The sequence below is a fragment of the Rhizobium sp. CB3060 genome (genome assembly GCF_025200735.1).
In the GTDB taxonomy this organism is placed as follows: domain Bacteria; phylum Pseudomonadota; class Alphaproteobacteria; order Rhizobiales; family Rhizobiaceae; genus Rhizobium.
Window position 1 is genome coordinate 367,814 of sequence record NZ_CP104159.1, and the last position, 26,580, is coordinate 394,393.

The 26,580-nt window shown below is 59.6% G+C and carries 21 protein-coding genes; 11 read left to right on the forward strand and 10 right to left on the reverse strand.

The window, feature by feature from the left end; translation table 11 throughout:
- Positions 1-41 precede the first annotated feature (41 nt).
- The 4 genes from N2601_RS21200 to N2601_RS21215 form a co-directional block, all read right to left on the reverse strand.
- Positions 42-1,169: an adenylate/guanylate cyclase domain-containing protein gene (locus tag N2601_RS21200; protein WP_104826237.1), complete on the reverse strand. Its 1,128-nt coding sequence runs from the start codon at positions 1,167-1,169 to the stop codon at positions 42-44.
- A 113-nt stretch (positions 1,170-1,282) separates the two neighbouring features.
- On the reverse strand, positions 1,283-4,342 hold the full coding sequence (locus tag N2601_RS21205) for an efflux RND transporter permease subunit (RefSeq protein WP_260304780.1): 3,060 nt from the start codon (positions 4,340-4,342) through the stop codon (positions 1,283-1,285).
- Complete coding sequence (locus N2601_RS21210; RefSeq protein WP_260304781.1) at positions 4,339-5,424, reverse strand: efflux RND transporter periplasmic adaptor subunit; 1,086 nt, start codon at positions 5,422-5,424, stop codon at positions 4,339-4,341. Before N2601_RS21210 ends, N2601_RS21205 begins: the two co-directional genes overlap by 4 nt.
- Entirely contained in the window at positions 5,421-6,497 is a 1,077-nt protein-coding gene (locus N2601_RS21215) for an efflux RND transporter periplasmic adaptor subunit (RefSeq protein ID WP_260304782.1), read from the reverse strand. Before N2601_RS21215 ends, N2601_RS21210 begins: the two co-directional genes overlap by 4 nt.
- Before the next feature lie 132 nt (positions 6,498-6,629).
- On the opposite strand from N2601_RS21215, the gene N2601_RS21220 reads away from it, so the two are divergent.
- Positions 6,630-7,259 (forward strand): TetR/AcrR family transcriptional regulator, encoded by a 630-nt coding sequence (locus tag N2601_RS21220; protein WP_104826241.1) that lies wholly within the window; start codon positions 6,630-6,632, stop codon positions 7,257-7,259.
- 50 nt (positions 7,260-7,309) lie between these two features.
- Here N2601_RS21220 and N2601_RS21225 read toward each other — a convergent pair whose 3' ends face one another.
- Positions 7,310-7,729 (reverse strand): RrF2 family transcriptional regulator, encoded by a 420-nt coding sequence (locus N2601_RS21225; RefSeq protein ID WP_260304783.1) that lies wholly within the window; start codon positions 7,727-7,729, stop codon positions 7,310-7,312.
- A gap of 278 nt (positions 7,730-8,007) precedes the next feature.
- Here N2601_RS21225 and hmpA point away from each other — a divergent pair, with 278 nt between their 5' ends.
- On the forward strand, positions 8,008-9,219 hold the full coding sequence (gene hmpA, locus N2601_RS21230) for an NO-inducible flavohemoprotein (RefSeq protein WP_260304784.1): 1,212 nt from the start codon (positions 8,008-8,010) through the stop codon (positions 9,217-9,219).
- 68 nt (positions 9,220-9,287) lie between these two features.
- Here the strand turns inward: hmpA and N2601_RS21235 are convergent, their stop codons facing one another.
- The 3 genes from N2601_RS21235 to N2601_RS21245 all read right to left on the reverse strand — a co-directional run bounded on the left by N2601_RS21235 (position 9,288) and on the right by N2601_RS21245 (position 14,297).
- Positions 9,288-11,282 carry a glycosyltransferase gene (locus N2601_RS21235; RefSeq protein WP_260304785.1) on the reverse strand — a complete coding sequence of 665 codons (1,995 nt, stop codon included), beginning with the start codon at positions 11,280-11,282 and terminating at the stop codon, positions 9,288-9,290.
- Positions 11,264-12,496, reverse strand: coding sequence for an HlyD family secretion protein (locus N2601_RS21240; protein ID WP_260304786.1), 1,233 nt, complete (start codon positions 12,494-12,496; stop codon positions 11,264-11,266). The genes N2601_RS21235 and N2601_RS21240 overlap by 19 nt, the downstream gene beginning before the upstream one ends.
- A 244-nt stretch (positions 12,497-12,740) precedes the next feature.
- The gene (locus N2601_RS21245; protein ID WP_260304787.1) at positions 12,741-14,297 is read right to left on the reverse strand and encodes a putative bifunctional diguanylate cyclase/phosphodiesterase; all 1,557 of its coding nucleotides are present in this window, start codon (positions 14,295-14,297) and stop codon (positions 12,741-12,743) included.
- Between the two features lie 282 nt (positions 14,298-14,579).
- Here N2601_RS21245 and N2601_RS21250 point away from each other — a divergent pair, with 282 nt between their 5' ends.
- Positions 14,580-14,963 carry a hypothetical protein gene (locus N2601_RS21250; RefSeq protein WP_260304788.1) on the forward strand — a complete coding sequence of 128 codons (384 nt, stop codon included), beginning with the start codon at positions 14,580-14,582 and terminating at the stop codon, positions 14,961-14,963.
- 143 nt (positions 14,964-15,106) lie between these two features.
- Here the strand turns inward: N2601_RS21250 and N2601_RS21255 are convergent, their stop codons facing one another.
- Both N2601_RS21255 and N2601_RS21260 read right to left on the reverse strand, forming a co-directional pair.
- Positions 15,107-16,972, reverse strand: a complete 1,866-nt coding sequence (locus N2601_RS21255; RefSeq protein WP_260304789.1) for a methyl-accepting chemotaxis protein — start codon at positions 16,970-16,972, stop codon at positions 15,107-15,109.
- A 410-nt stretch (positions 16,973-17,382) separates the two neighbouring features.
- Positions 17,383-18,171, reverse strand: a complete 789-nt coding sequence (locus tag N2601_RS21260) for an IclR family transcriptional regulator (protein ID WP_260304790.1) — start codon at positions 18,169-18,171, stop codon at positions 17,383-17,385.
- A 182-nt stretch (positions 18,172-18,353) separates the two neighbouring features.
- Between N2601_RS21260 and N2601_RS21265 the strand changes: the two genes are divergently transcribed.
- The 8 genes from N2601_RS21265 to N2601_RS21300 are packed head-to-tail and all read left to right on the forward strand — an operon-like array spanning position 18,354 to position 26,578.
- On the forward strand, positions 18,354-19,466 hold the full coding sequence (locus tag N2601_RS21265; RefSeq protein ID WP_445945025.1) for an ABC transporter substrate-binding protein: 1,113 nt from the start codon (positions 18,354-18,356) through the stop codon (positions 19,464-19,466).
- Positions 19,467-19,487: 21 nt separating this feature from the next.
- Positions 19,488-20,996: a sugar ABC transporter ATP-binding protein gene (locus N2601_RS21270; RefSeq protein ID WP_260304792.1), complete on the forward strand. Its 1,509-nt coding sequence runs from the start codon at positions 19,488-19,490 to the stop codon at positions 20,994-20,996.
- The gene (locus tag N2601_RS21275) at positions 20,993-21,958 is read left to right on the forward strand and encodes an ABC transporter permease (protein ID WP_260304793.1); all 966 of its coding nucleotides are present in this window, start codon (positions 20,993-20,995) and stop codon (positions 21,956-21,958) included. Before N2601_RS21270 ends, N2601_RS21275 begins: the two co-directional genes overlap by 4 nt.
- A complete protein-coding gene (locus tag N2601_RS21280) occupies positions 21,955-22,896 on the forward strand; it encodes an ABC transporter permease (RefSeq protein ID WP_260304794.1) in 942 nt (313 codons plus the stop codon). Before N2601_RS21275 ends, N2601_RS21280 begins: the two co-directional genes overlap by 4 nt.
- Complete coding sequence (locus N2601_RS21285; protein ID WP_260304795.1) at positions 22,893-23,849, forward strand: amidohydrolase family protein; 957 nt, start codon at positions 22,893-22,895, stop codon at positions 23,847-23,849. Before N2601_RS21280 ends, N2601_RS21285 begins: the two co-directional genes overlap by 4 nt.
- Entirely contained in the window at positions 23,842-25,152 is a 1,311-nt protein-coding gene (locus N2601_RS21290) for an alanine racemase (protein WP_260304796.1), read from the forward strand. The genes N2601_RS21285 and N2601_RS21290 overlap by 8 nt, the downstream gene beginning before the upstream one ends.
- A 36-nt stretch (positions 25,153-25,188) precedes the next feature.
- Positions 25,189-25,533, forward strand: a complete 345-nt coding sequence (locus N2601_RS21295; RefSeq protein WP_104826255.1) for a RidA family protein — start codon at positions 25,189-25,191, stop codon at positions 25,531-25,533.
- Positions 25,534-25,564: 31 nt separating this feature from the next.
- Complete coding sequence (locus N2601_RS21300; protein WP_260304797.1) at positions 25,565-26,578, forward strand: succinylglutamate desuccinylase/aspartoacylase family protein; 1,014 nt, start codon at positions 25,565-25,567, stop codon at positions 26,576-26,578.
- The last annotated feature ends 2 nt before the right edge of the window (positions 26,579-26,580 follow it).

The window sequence follows — 26,580 nt, forward strand, 5'->3', positions numbered from 1 at the left end:
GATTCCCATGCGCCCGTCGAGGTAGCGATGCGTGACGCTCGTCAGGCAAGTTTGAACACGCCCGCGGGTTTTGAAACCCCGCGCAACTTGAAGTCTCCCAATTGATCGCATGCAAGGCCGCAGGCAGTTGCGAAGCTTTCGGACAGTAGGAGATGTTCCTGCAGTTCATCGCAGAGTTTTTCGAGCCTGGATGTCTCATTGACCGCTGGCCCAATCACCGTGAAATCCAGCCGTCCACGCGCTCCGATATTGCCGTAAAAAACCTCGCCGAGATGCAAGACGATATCGATGTCGACAGGCGGGCCGGATCGGCGGAGATCGTCATTGTTCAGAGCGGCATTCGCCATAAGCATGTGCCGGGCGGACGCGACAGCGTTCCGGCAGGCTTCCTTCGGGCAATCGATATCGGCCGGGAAGATCGCAAGGACGCTGTCTCCCATGAACTTCAGGATCTCGCCATTGTGTTCCTCGACATTCCGCCCGACCAGTTCGAAACGTTGGTTGAGCATGGCGACGATCTCGTCGCGCGAATGCGATTCCGTCAGGGCGGTGAAGTTGCTGAGATCAGCCAAGAGGATTGCGGCGTAAAGCGCGCCGCCAGCGCCCCTTTGCGTCTCGCCGCCCAGGATATGCACGCTCGTTCTTGCGCCGGTATAGACGGCCAGCATGTCGGTCGCCGTCTTGGTCGCGGCCATGCGGTAGCATGCCAGTCCGAGGCTTGGCAGCAGCGCCTTCAAAGTTTCAAGATGTGCATCGGAGAAGCCGGTGGGACAATCGGTGGTCACGGAGAGGGCCATGCCGCGCAGAGCAACTTCTGTCGGAAAGGACACAAGGTTGACGACGTGGTCGGTCCCGCCTTTTTGCTGGAGCTCGGCCAAGTCAGGGTAGAGATCAACACCGTCTCCCCGCGCGATTTGCCATCTGCCGAAGAGCAGGCCGTTTTCCAGCAGATAAAAGATCGGCGTATGCGTGAAGCTCTCCTCACTGACGCTCTCATATTCGGCATTCTCAGTGACGGCCTCCGCACCTCTGGTAAATCTCGCCGAAACTCCACGGTAAACCGGATGGATGGAAGGCATTGCGATGCTCGCCTGCCATATCGGCAAGCCGTCTGCGATCAGCCGCCGGCATAGTCCGGCGACGAGCTGACCGATGTCGTTGCCGGCCATGCCCTGTTCGATCAGCCATTCGACGTGGTCTTGAATGTTATGTCTCCCCGATAAACCGTCTCATGGCGAACCCGCGCCGTCCGAAGGAGCCGGCGCGGGTTCGCTGTTTCGTATTATGCAGATGCTTTTTCGGCGGCTTCTCTCGGTATCCGGAACCACGTCACGTAAAGGGCGGGCAGGAACAGCAGCGTCAAGACAGTACCGACCACGATGCCGCCCATCATGGCGTAGGCCATCGGTCCCCAGAACACTTCCCGCGAGATGGGGATCAAGGCCAGGGTGGCGGCGGCCGCTGTCAGCATGATCGGCCGCATACGGTGTTCGGTTGCCTCCATCACCGCATGCCAGGCACTCACTCCCGATTTTCTGAGATCCTCGATCTGTACGACGAGAATGACGGAGTTTCGGATCAGGATGCCAATTAGCGCCAGCACGCCCAATATCGCCACGAAGCCGAGCGGCGCATTGCTCATCAGTAGAGCGGCGACCACGCCGATGAGGGCGGTGGGGGCGACCGCAAAGACCAGGAACAGGCGGCTGAAGCTCTGCAACTGGATCATCAGGATTGTCGCCATGACGAAAATCATCATCGGTGCGACAGCGGCGATCGGGCCCTGTGCCTTGGCGCTTTCCTCGACGGCACCGCCGACGACGACCGAGTAACCGACTGGCAGCGTCTTCTTGAATTGCTCGACCTTCTCGTCGAGTTGCTGGACGACGGTCGCCGGCTGGATGTCGCCGGTCACGCCAGCCTTGATCGTGATCGTCGGGATACGCGCGCGGCGCCAGATGGTCGGCTGCTCCAACTCGTAGCGGAAGGTCGCAACGGCTGACAGAGGAACCGCCTTGCCGTTCGAGGCCGGCAATTGCAGGTTCTGGAGCGTTTCGATGGAGCCGCGTTCTGCCGTCTGGGCTCGTCCGATCACATCGATCAGGTAGATGTCATCGCGGATTTGGGTGCTGCTCGATCCTTCGACAATGCCGTTGAGTGCAGTGGCGATGTCTTCGGAGGAGACGCCGAGTTGGCGTGCCTTGTCTTGCAGGACGTCAACCTTGACGACGCGGGCCGGCTCGTTCCAATCGAAGTTGATGCCGTTGAGCGACGGGTTGTCACCCATGATGCCCGCAAAGTCCTGCGCTATGCTGCGGACCTTTTGGATGTCTGGGCCGCTGATCCTGTATTGAACAGGCTTGCCGACCGGCGGACCGATATCCAGCAGCTTTACGAAAGCGTCCGTTCCGGGGAAGGTCTTCTTGAGATAGTCTTGAAGCTCGTCCCGCACCTTGTCGCGCACATCCATTCCCTTCGTGACGATAACTGTCTGACCGAAGGTCACGTCGGGCGTCTGCACGTCGAAGGAGAGGATGAAGCGGGGCGCACCCTGGCCGATATAGCTGGACCAGTGATCAACGCTCGGATTGTTTGCGAGCATCTCCCGTTCGAACTGAGCCATCTGCCGGTTCGTTTCGGTGATCGAGCTGTTGTGCGGCAGGTTCCAGTCGACGATCAGTTCCGGACGGTCCGAAGACGGGAAGAACTGCTGCTGAACATAGCCCATGCCGAAGAGGGAAGACCCAAAGGCAACGATGGTGAGAGCGATGGTCGCCCAGCGGAACCGCATCGCGACCCCGAGAACGCGCGAGAACAGCGAACCGAACCAGCCCTTCTTCTCGTGATGTTTCTTCATGCTTTTCGGCAGGATCGTCACCCCGAGCAGCGGGGTGAAAAGAACCGCGACGATCCAGGAGACGAGCAGCGATACAGCGATCACGACGAAGAGGGTAAAGGTGAACTCGCCGGCGGCACTGTCGTTAAGGCCGATCGGAATGAAGCCCGCGACGGTGACGAGCGTGCCGGTCAGCATGGGGAAGGCGGTCGAGGTGTAAACATAGGTCGCCGCCTTGCGCAGATCGTCGCCGACCTCCAGGCGCGCCACCATCATTTCGACGGCGATCATGGCGTCGTCGACCAGCAGGCCGAGCGCGATAATCAGGGCGCCGAGCGAGATGCGCTGCAGCGAGATGCCCGAATAGCTCATCACCACGAATGTAATGGCAAGGACGAGCGGAATGGAGATTGCAACGACCAGGCCTGCTCTCAGGCCGAGGCTGATGAAGCTGATCGCAAGCACGATAGCGATCGCTTCGAAAAGAGCGCGCGTGAAGCCGGAAACAGCCTCGTCGACCACGGCCGGCTGATCGGAAACCTGATGAACATCGACACCCACCGGCAGAACGCCGACGATCTCGTCAACCTTCTTTTCCAGAGCCTTTCCGAACTCCAGCAGATTGGCGCCCTGCTTCATGCCGATCGCGACGCCAATGGCCGGCTGGCCATTGAAGCGGAAAAGCGCTGATGGAGGATCGACATAGCCGCGCTTGATCGTCGCGACGTCGGTCAGCGGAAAGAAGCGGTCGTTGACCCTGAGATTGATCGACCGCAGGCTATCCTCCGATCTGAACTGGCCGCCTACTCGAAGCGCGATGCGCTCGGGCCCGGCTTCCACGAAGCCGGATTGCGTGACGGCGTTTTGTGCCTGCAGCGTGGAGATGATGGACTGGCGATCGATGCCGAGTGCTGCGATCTTGCGGGTGGAGAATTCGAGATAAACCGCTTCGTCCTGCGCGCCGATGATATCGACCTTGCCGACGTTCGGAACCGTGAGAATTCTGGCGCGCGCATCCTCCACGAGATCGCGAAGCTGTCTCTGGGAGAGACCGTCGCTGGTAAAGGCAAAGATGTTTCCGTAGACGTCGCCGAAGCGGTCGTTGAAGAACGGACCCACCACGCCCGACGGGAAATCGCCCTTGATGTCTGCGATCATGTTACGGACGCGAACCCAGGTGCTTTCCACATTCTTGGCTTTTGTCGTCGGAAGCAGATTGACAAAAATGGTCGTCTGCCCGGCAACGGTTTGGCTGCGGGTATAGTCAAGGGACTCGAGTTCTTCGAGCTTCTTCTCGATACGGTCGGTCACCTGCTTGGTGACTTCCTCAGCGGAGGCACCCGGCCATTGCGCCTGGATGACCATGGTCTTGATGGTGAAGGACGGGTCTTCTTCGCGGCCGAGTCCCATATAGGAAAACACGCCGGCGAGAATGAAGACGATCATGAAATACCAGACCATCGAACGGTGTTCGAGCGCCCAGTCGGAGAGGTTGAAGGTCTTCAAAGTTGATTCTCCTGCGTGAGTTTGACCCTCTGGCCTTCGGTCAGGTGATGGACGCCGGCTATCGCGACGCGATCGCCTATATTGAGGCCGCCGACGATCCGCACCCTGTCCGGATCGCTGAAGGCGCTATCCAGAGTTACCGGCTTGCGGAATACCGTCGCTTTCTCGGGATCGATCACCCAGACGCCCGGCTGGCCGTCTTTGTCCAAAATGGCGGTTGATGGGAGAGACGTGGTCGGCGCGCTGTCGACGACAGCACTTGCCGTGATGATCGAGCCCAGGCGAAAAGCGTCCGGCGGGTTGGTAAGCGTTATCTTCGTTCGCCTGGTCCGTGTGGTCGCCTCTGCTTCAGGCGCGATCTCACGCACGATGCCCGTGACCCTTATGGTCGGATCAAGCTGCAGGGCGATCTCGAACGGCGAACCCGGCTTCGGACCGTCAAGGCTTGCTTCCGGAATGTCGATGACAGCTTCGCGAACATCCGGGCGCGCGATGGTCGCTACGGTCTGCCCCGCCGAGACGACCTGGCCGACTTCCGCCGACGTCGCGGTGACGACGCCATCGAACTCCGCTTTCAATTGAGCGTAGCCTAGCTGTTCTTCTGCCTTCGCCAGATTGGCTTGCGCCTTGGCGACGGAGGCAATGGCCGATTTTTGCGCCTGCTCGGCGCTTTCGAGGGCGGCTTCACTGCCAGATCGGGATTCGGCAAGCGCGCGCTGGCGCTCTTCCGACGCCGACGCGTTGGTCAATTGCGCCTGGCTGTTTGAAAGATCGGCGCGGCTGCTTCGGACTGCAAGTTCGAGAGAAAGGGGATCGATGGCGGCGACCACCTGCCCCTTTGTAACGAGGTCGCCGACATTGACGTCGCGCGCTACGACCCGGCCCAGGACACGAAAGCCCAGTTGGGTTTCGATTCTGGGTTCGATCGTGCCGGGCAGGTGCAGGCTGACCACCGGCTCTGGTTTGATAACGGTCGACAAAACCGGCCGCACCTTCTCTTCGGTGTCTGCGGACTTCACCTCGCAGGACGTCAGCATCGATGTGGCCAGCAGCAGCGATGCTGCAATTAAAGAGTTTCTCATTTCGCGGCCTCTTGGGAATGGTCGACATGCTGACCGGGGCGCAGGAATTTGCCGCCTTCGGCAACCACGATTTCATGTGGCTTGAGGCCGGCGCTGACCGCGAACTGTCCGGTGTCATATTCTGCGACTTGAACTTTGCGTAAGGAGACTTCGCTCGTGGTGGGGTCGACGACCCATACCGCCGGCTGTCCACCCGCCGACGCCATGGCGCCCCACGGAAGGACGATTGCCTCTGCCGAGGGCATGCTGAATGTCCCGGTGACAGCCGCTCCGAGCGGCATGCTGGCGCCATCTTCCAGCCCGACCTTGACCTTTATCGTGCCGGTGGCGGCATCGATCGTCGGCGATATTTCCCGCACTGCGGCGGATACCCGCTTGGAAGCGTTGGAGATCAGAGCGACCTCAACCTGCTTGTCGGGCTGGTCCTTGAGAAACAGGGACTCAAAGACATTGAAGACGGCATCGCGGGGCCCGTCATGGGCGAGCGTGAATACCGACTGCACAGCCTGCGCCACTTGGCCGACCTCGGCATTGCGCTCCGTGATGACCCCGTCCGCGTCGGCGCGAAGTTCCGTGTAGGAAAGGGCATCCTTGGCGGTTTCAAGCTGGGCCTTGGCGACCTCCTCGGTCCCCTGAGCCGTCAGAAGCGTCTCACGGGCGGAGTCGTAGGCGGCACGGGTCGTGACTTGGTTTTTGAAGAGGCTTTCCTGGCGCGCGGCCGCCAACTGTGCTTGCGTGAGCTGTGCTTCCGCTGCCTGAAGGCTGGCCGTCGCCACGTCGACGTCTGCCCGCTGCTCTTCGGGATCTATCTTTGCTAGCAGATCGCCCGCTTTGACCTTCGCTCCGACATCGACGTTTCGCTCGATGATCCTTCCGCTGACGCGGAACGAAAGCTCCGATTCAATCCGGGCCTTTACTTCGCCGGTAACGGTCGTCCTTGCCGTCGGTTTGCTGAGCATTGCCTCAACGGTTCTGACACTCTGCGGCGCTTGTGTCGCGTGCTTTTCGTTCTGATCGCACGAGGACAGCGCAAGCGTCAGCGCGAGCCCCATAATGATTGCTAACTTATCCATTTCATCCCCTCGATGGCGGAATTCATGATGATGTTTCCGCCAAATAATATTGACTGACTGATTAGTCAATGAAATAAATGATGACTGTGAAGCTGATTGTGTCGGAATATCCCGAGACAAGGAGGACGTGAGATGTCGGTAGCAAAACAAGCGGGGCTGCGGGCGCAGCGCAAAGCGCAACGGCCCGGGGAAATCCTCGATGCGGCCTTCGAGGAATTCGTCGAACGCGGCTATGTGGCGACACGCGTCGAGGACATCGCCAGTCGCGTTGGCGTGACGAAGGGGACGATTTATTTCTATTTCGAGACGAAGGAACGGCTGTTCGAGGAGGTGATCCGCCGCATCTCCGTTTCATTCGTCGATGTCAGCGCCAAAGCAAAGACGCTGAGCGGGCCTTACTCGCAAAGGATCAGGACCTTCCTCCGGCTGGTTTATGATCGCCTCGTGACGGACCGGAATACGAGGGAACTCATGCGCTTTGTCATCGCGGAAGGGTCACGGTTTCCGCAGGTCGTGGATCGCCATCATGAGGAATTCATCGTCCCGCTTATGGACGCGACGCAGAAGCTCTTTGAAGAGGGGGTTGCTGCCGGTGAACTGCGAGATGCGCCGGCGATCAAGATTCCGGATACGGTGATAGGAGCCGCCGTGATGTTATGCGTCTCGCAGATGATCTTCGCAGATCGCAAACCGCAGGACGTCGAGGCGTTTTTCGAAGCGCATGTCGATCTCATTCTTCGCGGATTGATAACGAAGAACTGAGTTGGCGGGCCATCCATGGCATCGCCGCCGATGCTTGCGGAAGCTTGTTTTCAAGACGCTTTCAGCAGATGCGTGAAATCGCCCTTGCGTGCAAGGACATCAGCCAGGGAATAGCGATCGAGGGTTGTCAGAAAAGATTGCAATGCCTCGTCCAACACGCTGGTCAGACCGCAGGCGGGCGCGATGATGCACGAGCCGCAGCCGACCAGATCAAAGTCGTCTTCCGTGTGGCGGACTAGTGCGCCGACATTGATTTCGGCGGGCGGCTTCGCCAGACGTATGCCGCCATGACGTCCGCGCACGCTCTCAAGATAGCCGGCATTCACCAGATCGTTGACGACTTTCATCAGGTGGTTCTGCGAGATGGCATAGGCCCGGGCGATATCGGCGATCGAGGATAACCTCTCCGGTTCCCTGCCAAGATAAAGCATCACGCGCATGGCGTAGTCAGTGTAGCGCGTCATTCGCATCTGCATATCTCCAAATGATGTATTCTTGTTGCATGTTTTCCTGCCAAGGTATAGATGCATTCTGGATGCATGATTGGAGTTGGGCAATGGCGGGGTTAACGCTTGATGGCTGGGGGCAAAGTCACCTCATTGACGCGTTTTACGCCCGTGTCCCCGGTCGACACGAGGTTTGGCCCGATCTTCAAGGAAATGTCGCCGATCGATGCTCAGCCGCCGATGGCGGCCGATCGCACGTCTTCAGCTTCCCCCGAAATTATTCGATTCATTAGGAGATATCGATGAAACAACCCCTCAGCACGCAGACCATTGCGCTGGTCAAGGCCACCGTTCCCGCGCTCGAAGCCCACGGTCTCGAGATCGTGCGGGAGATGTACGCACGCATGTTCCAGAACCCGGAAATTCGGGATCTGTTCAACCAGTCGCATCACGGTGATGCCGGGTCGCAGCCGCGCGCCCTGACCGGAGCAATCCTCGCCTATGCCAGCAATATCGACAATCTGGGCGCGCTTGCGCCTGCCGTCGAGAGGATCGCGCAGAAGCATGTCGGGCTTCAAATTCTTCCCCAACATTACCCCTATGTCGCGGACGCCCTGCTCGGCGCCATCAAGGCCGTCCTGGGCGATGCCGCGACCGATGATATCCTCGCCGCATGGGGAGAAGCCTACTGGTTCCTTGCTCATATTCTGATTGCGCGTGAGGAGCGCATCTACACTGAACAGAAGGAAATTGCCGGCGGCTGGAACGGTTGGCGGGATTTCCGTGTCGAGAAGGTGATCCGCGAAAGCAGCGTCATCAAGTCGTTCATCTTGCGGCCGGTCGACGGCGGCAGCGTCATGAACCACAAGCCCGGGCAATACCTCACCTTTTGGTTTGATATCCCCGGCCATCCTCCGGTCAAACGTAATTATTCGATTTCGGCGGCACCGAATGGCGAAACCTATCGCATCTCGGTGAAGCGGGAGCCTCTTGGTCTCGCGTCGGGATGGCTCCATGACGAGGCCGTGGCGGGAACGATCCTTAGGGTTGCCGCGCCCGCGGGCGAATTCTTCCTCGCCGATCATCCCGAACGCCCGGTGGTGCTGCTTTCGGGCGGCGTGGGTCTTACGCCGATGGTGGCAATGCTGGAGGCATTGGTCGCCCGCGGCAACCAGGTGCCGGTCCACTATATCCACGGCACGCATGATCGCGAGACGCATGCGATGCGCGACCATGTCCGCACGCTTGCGGCTGCGGACAAGGCGGTACGCGTTACCGATTTCCATCAGACGCCGCTTGCCGATGAAACCGAGGACCGGGATTATGATGTGGCAGGCATTATTACCGACGACTGGCTGATCTCGAATACGCCCGTCGCCGAGGCGGACTATTATATCTGCGGGCCTCGCCTTTTCTTGCGCGCAGCGGTTACGGCGCTATCGCTTGCAGGTGTGCCGTCGAGCCGCATTCACTATGAGTTCTTCGGTCCGGCCGACGAGCTGCTCGCGGCTTGAGGGAATTGTTCAGGTAGAAGCCGTTCTGCGAAGGGAGCCGGTGGCTCCCTTCGCGTTCGAATTTTTGGCTACAACGTGCGCGTTCGCCCGAAGGAACGAAGCAGAAGATTGACGGAGACGGCGACCTTGTCGATGTCGCGGATGTCCTGTGAATATTGACCGGTGTAGAGCTTCACGATCATTTTGTCGCGATCGGATTCGCTGAGTTCGAAATGCAGATGAAGATAGTAAGCTTGCCGATCGCCGCCGCGGGCTATGCTTCTTCGCCGCTGAGTGACCTGTTTGAGTTCCGATCTGAATGGCGTAAAGCCATCAAACTTCAGCATGACGGATCGAGACTGAAACTGGGTTTCAACCGGCACTGCGACGACTGCCTTGTCCAGTGCGAGGCTGACGACCTGGCCAGGAATACCGTCGACCGTAGCAGTCTCTTCAAGTTTGAACGCGTGAAACAATCGCCGGGGTTTTTCAAAGCAGATGAGGGAGGCGATGATCATAACGATAATATTGATACCTGCCCACAAGGCTGCGATCGGCGAAAACAGTCCTTGAACATTGGTCGTCTCCGGCACAATGTTGATCAGCAGGCCGGCGGCGGTGATCGCGACCAGGCTGGCGATACAGATAAAAGTGTATCTATCGAACTGGTTTTCCTCATTGCCGCTTCCCTTCGGCGTCACCCTGAACGGCTTGCCGAACGGGCGGATCACGCTGGAAACGACAGTCGGCAGCATTCGGAACGTTGCAAATGTACCGACCGCACTTGAAATTATAGGCAGGTAGCGCGTCGGCGTTATCCATAGCATGAGCAGGAAATAGGCCGTCAGCAGCGGTATCTGATAGGAAACGTAGTCGGCAATATCGGTGAAATAAAGCGGCAGCAGCCCGAACCAGAGATAGACGATCGGGACGATCAATATCATGAAGCGAACCAGATATTGCACCAGCCACGACGCCGGCAGGAACATGATCCGTTGAAAGAGCGACAATCCCGGGCCGCGCAGCGGACCGTTATGCAGATACAGCGTCTGAATGCCGCCCTGGCACCACCGCTCGCGCTGTACGAAATAGCCGGTTAGATTCTCGGCCGCCAGACCCATCGACAGCCGCTCGTTCAAGTAGCGTGTCTTGTAGCCCACGTTGAGCATAGACAGCGTGGTCAGCAAATCCTCCGTGATGGACTCCGTTGGAAAGCCACCAATTGCGTCAATCGCTTTGCGGCGGGCGATTGAACACGAGCCGCAGCAAAAACTGACATCCCACACGTCTCTGCTAGGAGCGATCTCGTCGAAAAACAGGCGCTGCTCATCCGGCCAGATATTCTCCAGCCCGAGGTTCGACTGCACCGGATCGGCATTGAAAAAATGTTGCGGCGTTTGAACGATGCCGATGCTTTCATCGGAAAAGAAAGGCAGCGTTCGACGCAGAAAATGCCGGTAAGGCACAAAATCCGCGTCGAAAACCGCGACGAAATCGCCCGAACTGACCTTCAGCCCGTTGTTCATATTGCCCGCTTTGGCGTGCGAATTATCGCCACGCGTGACATGAATTGCGTTCTTTTCTTCGCAAAACCTCTTGAGCCAGTCTCGGCGCTGGTCGTCGAGCACGTATACCCTGAGCTTGTCGGCCGGGTAATCGAGCGACAACGCACCGACGATGGTTCTTTCGAGCACGTCGAGCGGTTCGTTATAGGTGGGAATGAAGACGTCCACCGTCGGCAGCTCTCGCTGGTCACGGGCAAAGAAGACACGCGCCAGCTTGTCTGCTTCGGCACTCCGATCGACATAACGGCTCATCAGCACGAGAAAAAGTACAACCTCGGTAAAGGCCAACATCTCCACGAGGAAGACAAACCATACCCAATAGAAATTGAGGCCGTCATAGGGGTAGGGAAGAACGGTTTCCGTCAGCCGCCAAAGGATGTAGCGCAATGCGATGGCTGCAACGAGCGCGCAGGTAACTGCCCGCGTCCAGGTATGGTGACGCGACCAATTGAATGGCCCTAAGAGAAAGAGGGCCAGAACCAGAAAGGTCGGAGCCAGCGCTAGAAGATACTGAACCACAGGTTTTTAACCCAATTCGTCAAGCCAATCCCGTGTTTGGGAAACCGTACCTGCACCGTTCGCCCGACCTGACAGAAATTCGCGAAGTCGTCGTTCATAAAGGACGGCTCGAGGCGAACCCGAATGCGGGCATTACGCTGTGACGATGCTGGCAGACTGGCCGCAAAGGAATCGCTCTCGACAGCCGCCGAACTGCCTTTTACGGAAACGACCGTGCCATCGAAGACATCGGTGCGGCCGAACAGTCGCACCTGCGCGGTAAGTCCAGGATAAATCTCGTCATAGTCGACCTCGGGAACAAGGATATCGACAAATAGCTCTCGGCAGTCGAGTAGGCGCATCAATTCGTTGTTGAGCACGACATTGGAGCCGTTGACGATGGTCCTGCTCCAAATCACACCATCGAATGGTGCTGTTGCGGTTGCGGATTCAAGGTTGCCCACGCGGTTGCGTTCTTCGATCAACTGCTTTTCGACTTCGGCGGCGCGTGTCTCGTTTTCCGCTATGCGTGAGTCCAAGTCACCGATGCGAACAATAACGTCGTCCTGGCGTTGTCGCGAATAGGGCACATCATTCTGCCCGTCGCCGAACACGAAGATGCCCTGGCGAATGGCATCGAGCCTCTGCTCCAACTGATCGACGGTCAAATTGCTGATTTCGACCTCACCGCCGGTCGCAGCTCCGGCGGCACGCGCGGCATCGACCATCCTCTGCGTGAGAATACCTTTTGACTCCAGGTCCATCCGGCGGCTTAGGTCGACCTGCGCGGCAAGATCCTGGGCCTGGGAGACCTCGACTTTCTTTCTCAGGATCTCCACTTCCCGTTCCAGATTGGAAATTGTGGCCTGCTTGAAAATTTCCAACCGTTTGGATAGCTGCTCGCGAAGTCCGGAAAGCTCGTCCCGCTCCTTCTTCAGCGCCACTACACGGTCGCGCGCCGTGTTGCGGTCTGCTTCCAGCGAAGCAAGGATTGCACGATTGACGCGTGGGTTTTTGATATCTGCAAGTGTCTGACCCTCTTTGACAGGGGTACCAACCTTCGCAGGCTCTCCTTCAATCACACCGTCAATAGGGGAATTGACGACAGCGAAGCGGGCATTGACCGTGCCGTCACGGCTCGTAAAGCCGGTGATTGCCGGTAGCGAGACGATAACAGCGATCGCCAGCAGCAGCAGTCCGACACTGATACGTGTAATGCGATGATTTAAGATCATGTTGCCAAACGAAGAAACCGCGTTGAGAGCCCTGCGCGTCGCCGAATCATTTTCGACAACAATTACAACTAAATCTTGCGTAATTTAGCGTAACGAAAATTAGCAGGCAAGTGACGGTCGCAAAATATGGATAACGAAAAGCGGGTGCGGCGCGCGTGCATCAGTTGAACGTTGACGCGTCCTTTATTGCAAGGAAGCCGGCTACGATCGGACATTTTGATGGAAGATGTGGTACAGGAGCAGCCTAAGCCGTTTTGAGGATCTCCGCGCGATCCCTCAGATATGTCATCGTGTCGGAAAATGGCATGGCTTTGCCGAAGAGGTAGCCCTGTCCGATATCGCATCCTGCGCGTAGGAAATATGCCAATTGGGTATTGTCCTCGATGCCTTCGACGGTCGTCTTCACATCCAGGCCTTGGCTCATCATGAGCAGCGCTTGAACAATTTTCTCATGGCGGTCGTCGTGCTCGCGGGCGGATCTGACGAAGCTTTTGTCAATTTTGATCTTGTCGAACTGGTATCGTGCGAGCTGCGCCAAGCTGGAATAGCCGGTGCCGAAATCGTCCAGTGCGATTTGTATGCCCGCGTTGTGAAGATCCCCAATAATTGCGGCAGCGAGATCCGGATCGCGGATCAACGCATTCTCGGTGATCTCGACTTCCAGCCGGGACGACGGCAAGCCTGCGTCATCAAGAATTTCCAGAATTCGAGACACAAGAAGCCGGTCATCCATTTGAACAGCCGAGACGTTGAACGAAAGCGATACGTCCTCCGGCCATGATCTGGCGTTCTCGCACGCTGTCTTGAGGAGCTGCAGAAAAAGCGGCGTCATCAAGCCGGTTTCTTCCGCTATGGGAATGAACAATTGCGGCGAAACGCCCGTGCCGTCGTCGAGCGTCCACCGGGCAAGCGCCTCGAAACCGCACACCTTTCCAGACCGCAGATCGATGAGCGGCTGATAAAATGGCTCGATGCGACCTTCTGTGATCGCCGTTCGAAGTTCGCCCTCAAGCTTTGCACGTGCGGTGACTTTAAGCCGCATTTCCTCGGAGAATCGCAGCGCGATGTTGGCGCCCGCGCTCTTGGCTTCGTAGAGTGCGATATCAGAACGATGGCAAACATCCTGCAGTTCATGGCCATGCTCCGGCCAGCGAGCGTAACCAACGCTCGCTCCGACCTGGCAGGATATCGGCCCGATGTGGATGGGCCGGCTGAGCGCATGGATCAGCAGATTTGCGAACTTTTCGTCTTTCTCTGGGACCAGTCCCCTGGCTATGACGATGAATTCATCGCCTCCGAGACGAAAAACGCATGATTCCTCGGCAAATGCCGATAGTCTTTTTGCGACTTCCTGCAGAAGCCTGTCGCCTCCCTGATGGCCGACCAGATCATTGACCTTCTTGAAGCTGTCCAGGTCAACGGAAAAAATCGTCGCCGTCGGCACCAAATTGTCGTCATCTTCGGTCGCGGGCTTCACGATCTCGAATTTCTCGAAAGCATATCTGTTCGGAAGGCGCGTGAGGTGATCGTGGGTGGCAATCCAGTGTGCCCGCTTTCCCTGTTCTTCCTGACGCAGCATCTCTTTGCGCAGATCGAGGATTCGCAGAAGCGAATAGATAAAGCTCGCGGCGCCGGGGATGATGAATGTCAGGAACAGAACAGCGATCGTGCCGTCGCCAAGGGGTCTCAACCAACCAAAAAATGTTCCATGCCAAAGCAAGCCAATGATCCACAACAGGGATGAACCAGAGGCGAGGACAGCAAGTTGCTTTCCCGCTTTGCTTTCGAAAAATTCACGCATCCTCTTCCCCGCAAGCTATCCGGCATTATGAAAGATGATGTTACATTAGCGTGCAATCATGAGCGCCGGTGTCGCTGTGATTGTGCTACTCTGTGCCCAGCGGATTAAATTTTTCCAAATCATGTCTAGATTTCTTCGAAACTCGGGTCCGAGGGAGTTTCATCACTATTTGCTACCGCTTGCCTAAATTATTGACGGTCGACGCTGTCGCGAATGGGAACAATACCAGTCGGAGGGGATTCAAATCTGAGTAAGTCAAGAACTGCGATGGAGGATGAACCAATGACAATCGTGGAGGAATATCGGGCGTTGAAGCGGCAGCCGCGCAATTCTGCAGAGGGGCTGGAAACATTTCGTGGAAAGAAGCCGGTCGTCGTCATTGTCAGTGATCTGGCACGAGAGGCAGGTCGCGAACAAGAGCGGCTCATTCTTAGGGATCGCCGACGTCTTGAAGAGGCCAATCTGGCGGTGGTGCGCGTGCATGACGGCAAGGTGACGCCTCTATTCGCTGCTGGGAGTGGATTGCGGCCCAAGATAGTTCGTGCGCAACTCGACGCCAATTCGGTGGTCGATTTTTGCGTCGCGCTGGTCAGCAAGGAGGGTGAGGTGCTGTTTCGGTCCGCAAAGCCGACCGACAGCGATTTGCTCTTCGCTTTCCTAGAATAGTTTTCTCGGCGTTCCAACCGCTGCGGGTGGCAGGTCGGTAAGCGGCGACCGCCGTTCCGGCGAGCGCCGCGGGGCTGATGGAACTCCTCCCAGGATACACTGGTGTTTGCCATGGCTCTCCGCCTTTCGAGAGCATCTGCCGGCTATGCAGTCATTCTACGCGCCGGCGCCACAGGCTCGTGACGCTGCTGTGCTTTCGGGGCAGGGGTCGCGGCCGTTTGGCTGGCTGCGCCGATCCGGAAGCGGCCGAGAAGATTGAAGAGAGCTTCAGCTTCGTTCGCAAGGCTATGGCTGGCAGCGTTCGATTCCACGACCATGGACGTATTCTGCTGCGTGCCTTGATCTATGGTGTTGACCGCCTGGTTGATTTCCTTGAGGCCGGTTGCCTGTTCTCGCGACGCGTCGACGATTGCCGCCACGTTGACATTTATGGCCTCCACCTGTTGGCCGATCAGATCGAGCGCCTGGCCGGTTTCCCCCACAAGTGTCACGCCGTTTTTCACCTGCTCGCCGGAGGTGTTGATCAAGGTCTTGATCTCCTTGGCGGCGCCGGCCGAGCGTTGCGCAAGCTCGCGGACTTCCTGAGCAACGACGGCAAAACCCTTGCCGGCTTCTCCGGCGCGCGCAGCTTCGACACCCGCATTCAGTGCCAGAAGGTTCGTCTGGAAAGCAATATCGTCGATGACACCGATAATGTTCGAAATCTCGTTCGAGGATGCCTCGATCTCACCCATCGCAGTGATTGCCCGGCGAACGATATCACCCGATTTTTCCGCATTTTCCCGAGCCGTGACGACCAGCCGGCCGGCCTCGTCGGCGCGGCGGCTGGAATCCGTGACGGTCGTGGTGATCTGCTCGAGGGCTGCCGCGGTCTCCTCGACCGAGGCAGCTTGCTGTTCCGTTCGTTTGGATAGATCGCCGGTTGCCGACCGGACACGATTGGAACCGGTTGCGATCGCCTGTGCGTTCTGGCCGACCTTGCGCAAGGCATCCTCAAGCTGCTCCACCGCAGCGTTGAAGTCTCGGCGCACAAGGTCGAGCGGCGGCGCGAAGGCAACGTCTATCCGGTGTGTGAGATTGCCGCTGGCGAGCTGGCCCAACCCGCTGGCGATCGCATCGACCGCGAGCTTGATATCTGCCGCCTCCCGCGCACGGACATGTTCCTGCTCCGCGCGTCCCTGTTCGGAAAGTGTGCGATTGACCTCTGCCTCAGCCTCGAGCCGCTGATGTTCTTGAGCCTTCGCCTTGAACACGGCAACGGACTTCGCCATCGCGCCGATTTCATCGGAGCGTTCGGAATGGGGCACTTCCTTGGTGTAGTCGCCACCGGCAAGCACACCCATATAGGCCCTCATGCTTTCCAGTGGCACGATGGCCCGGCGCCGCAATAGCAATGTTCCGGCAAGCAGCAACAATATGGATCCGCCAGCAGCGGAGAGCGAGAAGATTGTCCAACGATTTATCTCTTCTCGGGCGCCCTTCTCCTGGCCCGACAGAAACTCGTTCGAGCTGGTCACCAGTTCCTCGACGGCATCCTGATGCAGGTGAAACGTGCCCTTGAGATGAACGAGCAGATCCTTGACCTTTGCCGTATCCTTAGCCGCCAAAGCAGGGAGAATCTCCCGGTCCATTTCCTGCCAGAAGACATCGGATTTGGTCAGCACCGTATTGGCCAGCTGATCCTTCAGATTCTGTGGCAAGCTGGAGGTTTGCCAGTAAGCGCGGCGCTCATTGTAGTCGAGGTGGAGTTTGGCGATTTTGGCCGCATTCGCCTCGGCGACCTCCGGAAAATCACTGGCTTCCAAAGCCAGCATGTAGGATTCCACCACGAAAAGCGGCGGGGGCAGAATATCGGCAACGAGATCTTTTCCGTTGACGACCTGCTCATAGATCGGTCCGTTCACTTTGAGCCGGTTCAAGGCGACCTGCTGCAGCCCTGTCGAGCCGGCAAGCCCTATGGTCATCACGACACCGAAAGCAATAAGGCTTTTTGCAATACTAATGCTCATAATGTTCGCCCTAATAAAAATAAAATTTGTATTCGAGTAACTTGCTTAAATTGTGTTTAATAATGGTTTAATTTTCCGGAAATATTCGTCAAATGGATAGGTTCAGCGTCTTTTGTTGTGTCTTTGACAAAGACTTGAACTGTCGGCTGACCGGTCCAGCGGCTTGTTTTGTGCCCCTCGCTGGATTCATCGGCGGCTTCTCCGATCCGAGCGGCGCACGAATCTATATTCACTTCCCTGTCGCACGACACGCACTGCGCATTTGCGCCCATGCGCAGGCCAGCCAGCATCTCCTTGAGAGCTGCTGGCCGATCTCAGGTTCGGATTGTCGCCGTCCCCTGGCCTAAAGTCCGCAGGGCGTTCGCGGAAAGCAAAGCGCGTTTCGGCTTTGTCGCTCAGCCTTGCAAGAACTATGAAGCTCGCTTCGGCCGTGCTGGGGTCTGGTACAGGCCGAGGGCTGCCTTTTTCAAGCAGGCGAGATAGCGGTCCCGGTTCGCAAGGCCATCGTCGCGCGGCGTAACGAGGCAGAGCGTTCCGGCTGTATGACCGTCCTCGCCGTGTACCGGTACGGCAAAACAGTGCGTGAAGCTGTCGACGATGCTGTTGAAGGTGAAGAAGCCTTCGCGCTCGGCCTGACGCACCTCGGCGATGAAGGTCTTGGGGTCGAGCCATTCGCCGCTGGGCAGACGAAAATCCTCCGGCGGAATGAAGTTCAGGATTTCCTGATCCGAAAGATGCGCAATAAGCAGGCGGCCGGAGGCCGTCCACGGGATCGGAACCGACTGGCCGATATCCGTCGAGATGCGGAATGGCCGGGCGCCTTCGCGCATGCGAACGACCGTATATTTGTTACCATCCAACATGCAGAACTGCGCCGTCTCCCGCGTCTCGTCGGCAAGCTGCTCCAGCGCCGTCTCACATTCGCGGGTGAAATCGAAATGGTTCTCATAGGCCGCACCCAGGAAATAGAGCTTGCGGCCGAGGTAGACGCGGCCCTCGCCACCCGTAAATTCAAGAATACCGTTGTGCAGCAGCAGGTTGACGAGCTCGTAGACCGATGAGCGCGGCGCGCCGATCTGCGCGGCGATTTCGTTCGGCTTCAAGGCCTGCCGCTTGTGGCGCAGGAATTCGAGGATCTCGAAGGCGCGGTCGAGCCCTCGGGCGCGTTTGCCGATTGCTTCGTCCTGAACTGCATCCATGTTGCCGAATCCCGATTCTAGTCGTGTCAAATTTTTCAAGTCGTCTCCCGCATCTGTCAATCGCTCCTACCATTCGCCGTGAACGAATTTTTTTCACCCCCCTTGCGAGGGGAAAAAATCGGCATAAGATCGCCGACGTCCGGTATATAGATCATATGTACATTATAGCGGACATCACACAAATGGCAAGCCTTAAGGCTGCCACGCACAAAAAGGGGAACGACATGACGAAACTTGAAGACACAGCCTCAGCCTCGCTGCGCAGCCGCCTTCTCGCGGGCGCTGCCGCCGCTGCGGTCCTCCTCGCCTTTTCGGCCGGCACGGCGTCGGCGGCAGCCAACTGCATCAAGGGTGATCGCAAGGCGCCCTATACGATCGGCTGGGCGAACATCTATTCTGTCCCGACCTGGATGAAGCAGACCGAAGGCACGATCACCGATGAGGTGGCGGCTCTGAAGAAGGACGGGCTCGTCAAGGACCTGAAGATCACCGATGCGCAGGGCAATGCCCAGACGCAGATCCAGCAGATACAATCGATGATCGACGCGAACCTCGATGCCATCATCGTCGAAGCCGGTTCGTCCACCGCGCTCGACCGCGTCATCTCCGATGCCTGCTCCAAGGGCATTGCCGTCGTCAACTTCGACAGCCTCGTGGACACCAACAATCTCACGGCGAAGATCAACACGGACTCCAACGAATGGGGCCAGAGGGCTGCGCAGTGGATGGTCGATCAGCTTCACGGTAAGGGGAAGATCATCATCATGAACGGTCCCGCCGGCGTTTCCGTCAGCGACGACCGCCGCAAGGGTGCGCAGCCGGTGCTCGATGCGAACAAGGGCATCCAAGTCATCACCGAAACCAATACGGAATATAACGTCGCGCCCGCCCAGGAAGCGATGACGAGCCTGCTGTTCGCCAACCAGCAAATCGATGGCGTTCTGTCGCTCGGTGGCGCACTGTCGGCGGGGTCCGTCATGGCTTTCGACCGCCAGGGCCGCGAACAGGTTCCGACGACAGGCGAAAACGCCCGGCAATTCCTGGAACTCTGGAAGGAGAAGGGCCTGAAGGGCTGGGCGACCATGCAGCCAAACTGGCTCGGTGCGCTCTCCGTCTATGCAGCCGTACAGGCGTTGCAAGGCCGGGACGTTCCGGCCTTCGTCAAGGTGCCGCTGCCCGTTATCGACGACAGCACGATCGGTGGCTATCTCGCAAGGGCCGACAAGTTCCCGGCTGACGGCTATATCTACTCGGACTACGACAAGGCGCTCTTCGACAAGCTGCTTGCCAAGTAATCCGTCTTGAAGGAAGCCGTCATGAAGGAAGAAAGGCCCCTGCTGGAAGCCCGGCAGGTGTTCAAAGGATTTTTCGGCAATCCCGTTTTGAAGGGCGTCGATATCGCCCTTCTTCCGGGCAGGGTTCACGCCCTGCTCGGTGAGAACGGTGCCGGCAAGTCCACGCTGATCAATCTGCTGTCCGGTGCCCTCCAGCCCGACGGCGGTTCCATCGCCGTCGACGGCAAGCCCGTTGGGCGCTTTAGCCCGGCGGCCGCGCGTGCGGCGGGCATCGCCGTGGTCCAGCAGGAGCTGAGCCTCACGGCGAATCTCTCGATTGCCGAAAATATCGGGCTCGGCGCATTTCCGCGCCGGTTCGGTCTCATCGACTATGAAGCTCTTCATCGCGGTGTGCGGGAAGTTTGCGACATGGTGGGGCTTACCGAGCCGATCGACATGCCGGTCGCCGATCTTGCGCTTGGTCGCCGTCAGATGGTGGAGATCGCCAAGGCGCTGTTCCGCAAGCCGCGCGTGCTCATTCTGGATGAGCCTACCTCCTCGCTCTCGGCCCATGAAGCCGGCATTCTTGCCAGCCTGATCGAGACGCTGAGGGATCGCGGCATAGCACTTCTCTATATTTCTCACCGCCTCCATGAGGTGCAGGCGCTTTGTTCGCACGTCACGGTGCTGAAGGATGGCGGGGTCACGGCGGACCAGTCGCTATCCGGCATCGACGGCGAGGGGCTGGTGCGTCTCATGGTCGGCCGCGAGACCGGCGACCTCTTCCCGCCGCGCCGAGCCGCGACGCCCGGTGCGACGCGCATCAGCGTCGAAGATTTTTCCGCCGGCATGGTGCGCAACATCGGCTTCTCCGCCCGTGCCGGCGAGATCGTCGGCATCGGCGGGCTCGTGGGGCAGGGGCAGGAAGACTTGTTGCTCGGCCTTTATGGCGCGATTCCTGCCGCGGCTGCCCGGGCCGAGGTTTCCGGGAAACCCGGTCTGCCTGCCCATGTCGGCGAGGCGAATGCGGCTGGTATCGTCTATGTCCCGGCCGACCGCAAACATGAGGGGCTGGTATTGCCTCATTCCATTGCGTCAAACCTCATCCTGCCCTCGCTCGGACGGCTCGCCAGCAAAGGGCTGCGCGACCTGCAGGCAGAAAGCGGTCTTGTCGCCGATCTTGCGCGCCGTCTGACGATCAAGGGCGACACGGCCCGCCCGGTGCAGGCACTTTCCGGCGGTAACCAGCAGAAGGTGGCGCTCGCCAAATGGCTGCCGCTCGATCCGTCCGTTCTGCTCCTCAACGATCCCACGCGCGGCGTCGACATCGAAACCAAGCGGGAAATCTACCTTATGCTCCGTGCTTTCGCCGCCGAGGGGCGGCTCGTCATCCTGGCCAGTTCCGACACGCCGGAACTGGTGCATCTTTGCGACCGCGTCGTGGTGCTGCGCGAGGGGCGCATCGCGGCGACGCTATCAGGCGCTGCGATCAGCGAAGGGGCGATCGTCGGCGCGGCCATGGGCGTCACGACACAGGAGGCAGCAGCATGAGCACCGTTTCCTCTTCCGCCTGGCTTTATGGCGCGATCCAGCTCCGCCGCAATCGCGGTCTCGGCGGCCTTTATCTGGTCGTTGGCGCTTTTCTTATCCTCTATGTCGTGCTCTTTCCGGGTATCCTTTCCATCAGTGGCTTTTCGAAGTTCACGCAGAACTGGTTCCCGCTCGCGCTCGTCACCATGGCGCAGGCGGTGCTCATGTTGAACGGCGGCATCACGCTGGCGATCGGTCCGCTCGTGAGTCTCGGCGCAGTCATAGCGGCAACGACCATGGAAGGGACGCTCGGCGTGCCGGGGGGCATTATTGCGGTCGTGCTCGCTGGCCTGTCGATCGGCGCTGTCATTGGGGCTATCGTGACGCATCTGCGGCTTCCGGCGATCATCGTCACGCTCGCCGGCTCCTTCATCATAACCGGGGTCGCGCTCATCCTGCTGCCGCGGCCGGGCGGGTTCATTCCCGACTGGCTGTCGGTAACGCTGGCCGGCGATACGCCCGTCGCCTTCCTGTTGCTCGTCGTGACCCTCGTGTTCTGGAAAGCCTTTCTCGCAACGCCGCTCGGCCTCGGCATCTATGCGGCCGGCGACAACCCGATCGGCGCATTCCGTTCCGGTGTCCCGGTTGAGCGGGTGAAGGTTGTCGCCTTTGCGCTCTCCGGTCTTCTGGCGGCGTTGACCGGTCTCTTCGTCGCTGCGCAGACCGGCTCGGGTGATCCGGTGATAGGCACGCCCTTTACGCTGAACTCGATTGCTGCCTCCGTGCTTGGCGGCGTCGGCTTTCTTGGCGGCAAGGGCACCATGCGCGGCGCGATCTGCGGCAGCCTGCTGCTTTCGGTCATGATCAACGTCATGTTCTTCCTCGGCTTTCCGCCGGTCGCGCAATATGTCGCGCAGGGCCTGATCATCGTGGGCGCGGTCGCGGTTCCGGAACTTCTCGCACAATGGAAGGTAAGGCGATGAACGTCATCAGGACAGCATTCCGCAACCCGCCGCTCCTGACCTTCCTTCTGGTCTCGCTCGTCTGGATCGTCGCAAGCTTCATGTTGCGCGGGTTCGGTGCCTATGGTCACCTGCGCTATCTGCTGGAGCTCTCAGCGGTGATCGGCATTGTGGCCGCCGGCCAGACGCTCGTCATCCTGATGGGCGGCATCGATCTTTCCGTCGGCGCGGTTATCACCGTGACCGCGATCCTGCTGCCGCTCCTCTCGCCTGCTTGGGATGCGAGCGGCGTCATCGGTATCGCTGCAGCACTTGCCATCGCCGCCGGCATTGGCCTCATGAACGGTGCGGGTGCGGCCTATCTTCGCGTACCGCCAATCATCATGACGCTTGCCATGGCGACCTTCTTGCAAGGCTTGCTCGTCATCGTTGCCGGCGGCAGTGCGGTTACCGTCAGCAATCCGGCGGTCATTCTGCTTGGCCAGGCGCGGCCGCTCGGCATCCCGGCTGGTATCGTCCTTTGGATTGTGGTCTCGGTTGTCGTCCTGCTGCTCATCCACCGCATGCCGATCGGCGCGCGTTTCCTTGCGCTTGGGGCAAACCCGCTGGCTGCCCGGCTCTCCGGTGTCCGCGTCGGTCGCAACACGCTGATTGTCCATACGCTCTCGGGCTTTTTCGCGGGGCTTGCGGGTATTCTCGTGCTGGGCATGAACCGGCAAGGCTATGTCGGCATCGGCGATCCTTATCTGCTGACCTCGATCGCAGCCGTCGTGCTCGGCGGTACGTCCATCCTCGGCGGCCGCGGCACCTATGCAGGTACTATTCCCGGCGCGATCCTGCTCGTGACGACGACGGCACTGATCACCGTCGTCAATGCCTCGCCCGGTTGGCGCTCCATCATGTTCGGCACGCTGATCCTTGCCCTCTTGCTCGTATCCGGTCGTGAGGGGCGCAGATGACCGAGCGCTATGACGGGCCGTTGATCGACCCGCATCATCACCTCTGGGATCTCAAGCTGGAGCGACACCCTTGGCTTAAAAAAGCGCAGGCGACCGGCGGGGAGACGGCTTTCGGGAGTCTCGCACCGATCCTGCGCAACTACGGCATCGAAGATTATCGCGCCGATGCCGCACGCCAGAACGTGGTTGCAACCGTCCATGTGGAGGCCGGCTGGTCCGATGCACATCCGCTGGAAGAGAGCCGCTGGCTGGATAGCCTCAACCGTAGCTCCGGCGTGGCACGCCGTTATGTTGCGCGGGTTCCTCTCGACGCGCCGGGCGCCATGCGCCTGCTCGAGATGGAAGCGGCAAACCCGAACGTCGTCGGCATCCGCGATATCGTTAGCTGGCATCCGGAACCGGCGAAGCGTTTTGCCCGGCGCGCGGATCTCATGGGTGATCCTGCCTGGCGGGCGGGGCTTGCCCACGCTACGCGGCTCGGGCTTATCTTCGACCTGATGCTTTATCCATGGCAGATGAAGGACGCGCTTGCGCTGGTGCGCGCTTTCCCGCAAACGCTTTTCGTGCTCAACCACGGCGGAAGCCCTGTCGACCGCACGGATGATGGCATGGCGCTCTGGCGCGAAGGCCTGCGGGCGTTTGGCAACGAGCCGAATGTGCGCCTGAAGATTTCCGACCTCGTGGCCTACGACAGCGGGTGGACACTCGAAAGCCTGCGACCGGTGATCGAGCATTGCCTCGATTGTTTCGGCCCGACGCGCTCGATGTTCGCGAGCGATTTCCCGGTGGCGGGGTTATACGCCTCCTTCGACGAGGTCTATCGGGCCTTTCGCACCGTCGCCTCGCAATTCTCTCTCGACGAGCAACGCGCCCTGTTCTTCGCCACGGCCAACGACACCTATCGCCTCGGCATAGCCGATCCGGTCGAGCCCCAGGGAGGCTGCGATGTCTGACCTTCATGCCGCATCCGAAACCGTGCTGATCGATGACCGGGTGCGCGGCTTTCCGCCGGGCAACCCACCGCTCCCGCTTGCGGCAATCGGCAAGCAGGGATGGAAACCTTATGACGGCAGGATGGCCCTGCCGCTGATTTCGCTCGATCGGCAGGCTTTCTCCAGCAATGTCGAGCTGATGATGGCCTATGTGAAGAGCCATGGCGCCGAAATCGCGCCGCACGCCAAGACGCCGATGTCGACGGCATTGGCAGATGCACTTATTGCAGCGGGCGCCTGGGGCACGACGGTTGCCGATATCCGCCAGACTGCGGTTCTGCTCAAGGCAGGACAGCGCCGTCTGATCCTTGCCAATGAGATCGGCGGAGCCGCCGCCGCACGTCGGCTTGCCGCGCTGCTTGCCGGTTATCCTGATGCGGAAGTCCATGTTTTCGTGGATTCGACGGCGCTCGTCGATGCTCTGCGGTCGGCGTGGCGCGAACGTGGAGATCTGCCGCCGCTGGGGCTGATGGTGGAGTTCGGCGCCGGTCGGGCCGGTGTGCGCAGCTCCGACGCTGCGGCAGCAATTCTCGATGCGATCGTTGCTGCCGAAACGCCGACCTTCCGGCTGACCGGCATTGCCGCTTATGAAGGCGCCGCCGCGACCAGCGATGCGGAAGAGACGATGCTTCGCATCACGGCGCTGATGGCGATGACGGCCGAGTTCCTGCCGAAGGTGCGTTCTCGCATAGGCACCGAGCGGCCGCTCCTCGTCACGGCCGGCGGTTCGGTCTTTTTCGACATGGTTGTTGTGGGGCTTTCGTCCGCCGTTGCTGCCGATCCCGCTTGCCGTCTCGTGCTGCGCAGCGGTGCCATCTTCTTTCACGATCACGGCATTTACGAGCGCGGTCTTGCTGGTCTCGATGCGCGCGGTGGCTTCCGCATTGGTGCCGAATTAGCTTCCGCCGCGTCCGGCTTTCGTCCGGCGCTGCGGGTCTGGGCCGAGGTCCTGTCCCGGCCGGAGCCAAGGCTGGCGATCTGCGGCTTGGGCATGCGTGACGTGGCCATGGATCAGGGCATGCCGCGGCCGCTGGCGCTCTATCGTAACGGTGCGCGTCTTGCCGATCTCAGGGGCGCCGAAGTTCTCCGCCTCAATGATCAGCACGCTTTCGTGGCACTTGCAGACGGCAGCGACGTTTCCGTTGGCGACGTGGTCGAATGCGGTATTTCGCATCCCTGCACCTGCCTTGACCGCCACGCAATCCTCTATGGCCTCGACCCGGATCATTCGGTGACGGCGGCCTATCTCACCAGCTTCGGCTGAACCTCCCTCCCAAAGCAAGAAAAGGAAAAACCTTCCATGATCCAACGTTACCAGAAGGGTTCGCGTATGAGCCAAGCCGTCAGCTATGGCGGGCTCGTCTATATTGCCGGCCAGGTCGCGGAAAATCGCAAGGCGGGCATCGAGGAGCAGACCCTCGATGTGCTCGGCAAGATCGACACCCTTTTGAAAGAAGCCGGTACGGACCGCTCGCGCCTGCTCGCCGTCAACGTCTTCCTGCCGGCGATCACCGATTTCGAGGCGATGAACGGCGTCTATGATGGCTGGATCGACATCGAAAACCCGCCGGCCCGCGCCTGCGTCGAGGCACGCCTCGCCGATCCGGACCTGCGCGTCGAAATGACTGCGGTCGCCGCCCTCTGACGGCAAGGCAACAGCCCGGACTGGAGACATCATGCATAGCGGCCTCGTCAATCCGATCGACTTTTCGCGCGAGGGCCGGCAGGCCGGTCATCTCGCCATTCCCTATTCGATCGACCGTTCGCCTTATTATCAGATCCGCATTCCAGTTCTTCGCCTGAAGAATGGCGAGGGGCCGTCCCTGCTTCTGATGGCGGGCAACCATGGCGACGAATATGAGGGCGAACTCCAACTCGGGCGGCTGATGCGCCGGTTGGATGTTGCGGAAATCCGCGGCGCCGTCACCATCCTGCCAATGGCGAACCTGCCGGCGGTGATGGCGGCGAGGCGCTGCTCGCCGTTCGATGGCGGCAATCTCAACCGGGCGTTTCCCGGCGATCCGACGGGATCGCCGACGGCGCGCCTCGCCCATTTTCTCGAACATGAACTCTTTCCGCGCCATGACGTCGTGCTCGATCTGCATTCGGGCGGCACGTCCATGGCGCACCTGCCCTGCACGCTGATCGAGCGGCAGGCCGATACGGCCCGCTTCCAGCGGTCGGTCTCGCTGATGCGCGCCATGGGCGCGTCACATGCCTTCATCGCCGACAATGGGCCGACCGCGCCGACATCGATGGGTGCTGCCGGACGGGCGGGGACCGTGGGTCTTTCCGGCGAATTCGGCGGCGGCGGAACCGTGACGCCGGAGACAATGGCTTTCACGGCGGCGGCGATCGACCGGCTGCTTATCGCGCTCGGCATTGTCGAGCGTCCGGTTCTCTCCCGCGCACCGCTCTCCGAGCCGGGACCATCGCTGCTTCTCTCGTTGTCTCGGCACAGCCAGGGCATCTATGCGAACCACAGAGGCTGGTTCGAGCCAGCCGTCGCACTCGGCGCAACCGTTTCTGCCGGCGATCTTGCCGGTTGGTACCATGATCTGGAACGTCTGGATCAGCCGGAGGAAGAGCTGCGCTTTGCGGAGGGCGGCATCGTCATTTCCCATAGGCTGCATTGCGACAGCCAGGCCGGCGACTGCCTGATCCAGGTCGCCGAACCCATCGCCTGCTGACG

Excerpts from the sequence above, each read along its gene's own strand:
- N2601_RS21200 (WP_104826237.1), bottom strand. The coding sequence starts at position 1,169 with ATGGCCGGCAACGACATCGGTCAGCTCGTCGCCGGACTATGCCGGCGG.
- N2601_RS21210 (WP_260304781.1), bottom strand. The coding sequence starts at position 5,424 with ATGAGAAACTCTTTAATTGCAGCATCGCTGCTGCTGGCCACATCGATG.
- N2601_RS21215 (WP_260304782.1), bottom strand. The coding sequence starts at position 6,497 with ATGGATAAGTTAGCAATCATTATGGGGCTCGCGCTGACGCTTGCGCTG.
- N2601_RS21220 (WP_104826241.1), top strand. The coding sequence starts at position 6,630 with ATGTCGGTAGCAAAACAAGCGGGGCTGCGGGCGCAGCGCAAAGCGCAA.
- N2601_RS21225 (WP_260304783.1), bottom strand. The coding sequence starts at position 7,729 with ATGCGAATGACGCGCTACACTGACTACGCCATGCGCGTGATGCTTTAT.
- hmpA (WP_260304784.1), top strand. The coding sequence starts at position 8,008 with ATGAAACAACCCCTCAGCACGCAGACCATTGCGCTGGTCAAGGCCACC.
- N2601_RS21240 (WP_260304786.1), bottom strand. The coding sequence starts at position 12,496 with ATGATCTTAAATCATCGCATTACACGTATCAGTGTCGGACTGCTGCTG.
- N2601_RS21245 (WP_260304787.1), bottom strand. The coding sequence starts at position 14,297 with ATGCGTGAATTTTTCGAAAGCAAAGCGGGAAAGCAACTTGCTGTCCTC.
- N2601_RS21250 (WP_260304788.1), top strand. The coding sequence starts at position 14,580 with ATGACAATCGTGGAGGAATATCGGGCGTTGAAGCGGCAGCCGCGCAAT.
- N2601_RS21255 (WP_260304789.1), bottom strand. The coding sequence starts at position 16,972 with ATGAGCATTAGTATTGCAAAAAGCCTTATTGCTTTCGGTGTCGTGATG.
- N2601_RS21260 (WP_260304790.1), bottom strand. The coding sequence starts at position 18,171 with ATGGATGCAGTTCAGGACGAAGCAATCGGCAAACGCGCCCGAGGGCTC.
- N2601_RS21265 (WP_445945025.1), top strand. The coding sequence starts at position 18,354 with ATGGCAAGCCTTAAGGCTGCCACGCACAAAAAGGGGAACGACATGACG.
- N2601_RS21270 (WP_260304792.1), top strand. The coding sequence starts at position 19,488 with ATGAAGGAAGAAAGGCCCCTGCTGGAAGCCCGGCAGGTGTTCAAAGGA.
- N2601_RS21275 (WP_260304793.1), top strand. The coding sequence starts at position 20,993 with ATGAGCACCGTTTCCTCTTCCGCCTGGCTTTATGGCGCGATCCAGCTC.
- N2601_RS21280 (WP_260304794.1), top strand. The coding sequence starts at position 21,955 with ATGAACGTCATCAGGACAGCATTCCGCAACCCGCCGCTCCTGACCTTC.
- N2601_RS21285 (WP_260304795.1), top strand. The coding sequence starts at position 22,893 with ATGACCGAGCGCTATGACGGGCCGTTGATCGACCCGCATCATCACCTC.
- N2601_RS21290 (WP_260304796.1), top strand. The coding sequence starts at position 23,842 with ATGTCTGACCTTCATGCCGCATCCGAAACCGTGCTGATCGATGACCGG.
- N2601_RS21295 (WP_104826255.1), top strand. The coding sequence starts at position 25,189 with ATGATCCAACGTTACCAGAAGGGTTCGCGTATGAGCCAAGCCGTCAGC.
- N2601_RS21300 (WP_260304797.1), top strand. The coding sequence starts at position 25,565 with ATGCATAGCGGCCTCGTCAATCCGATCGACTTTTCGCGCGAGGGCCGG.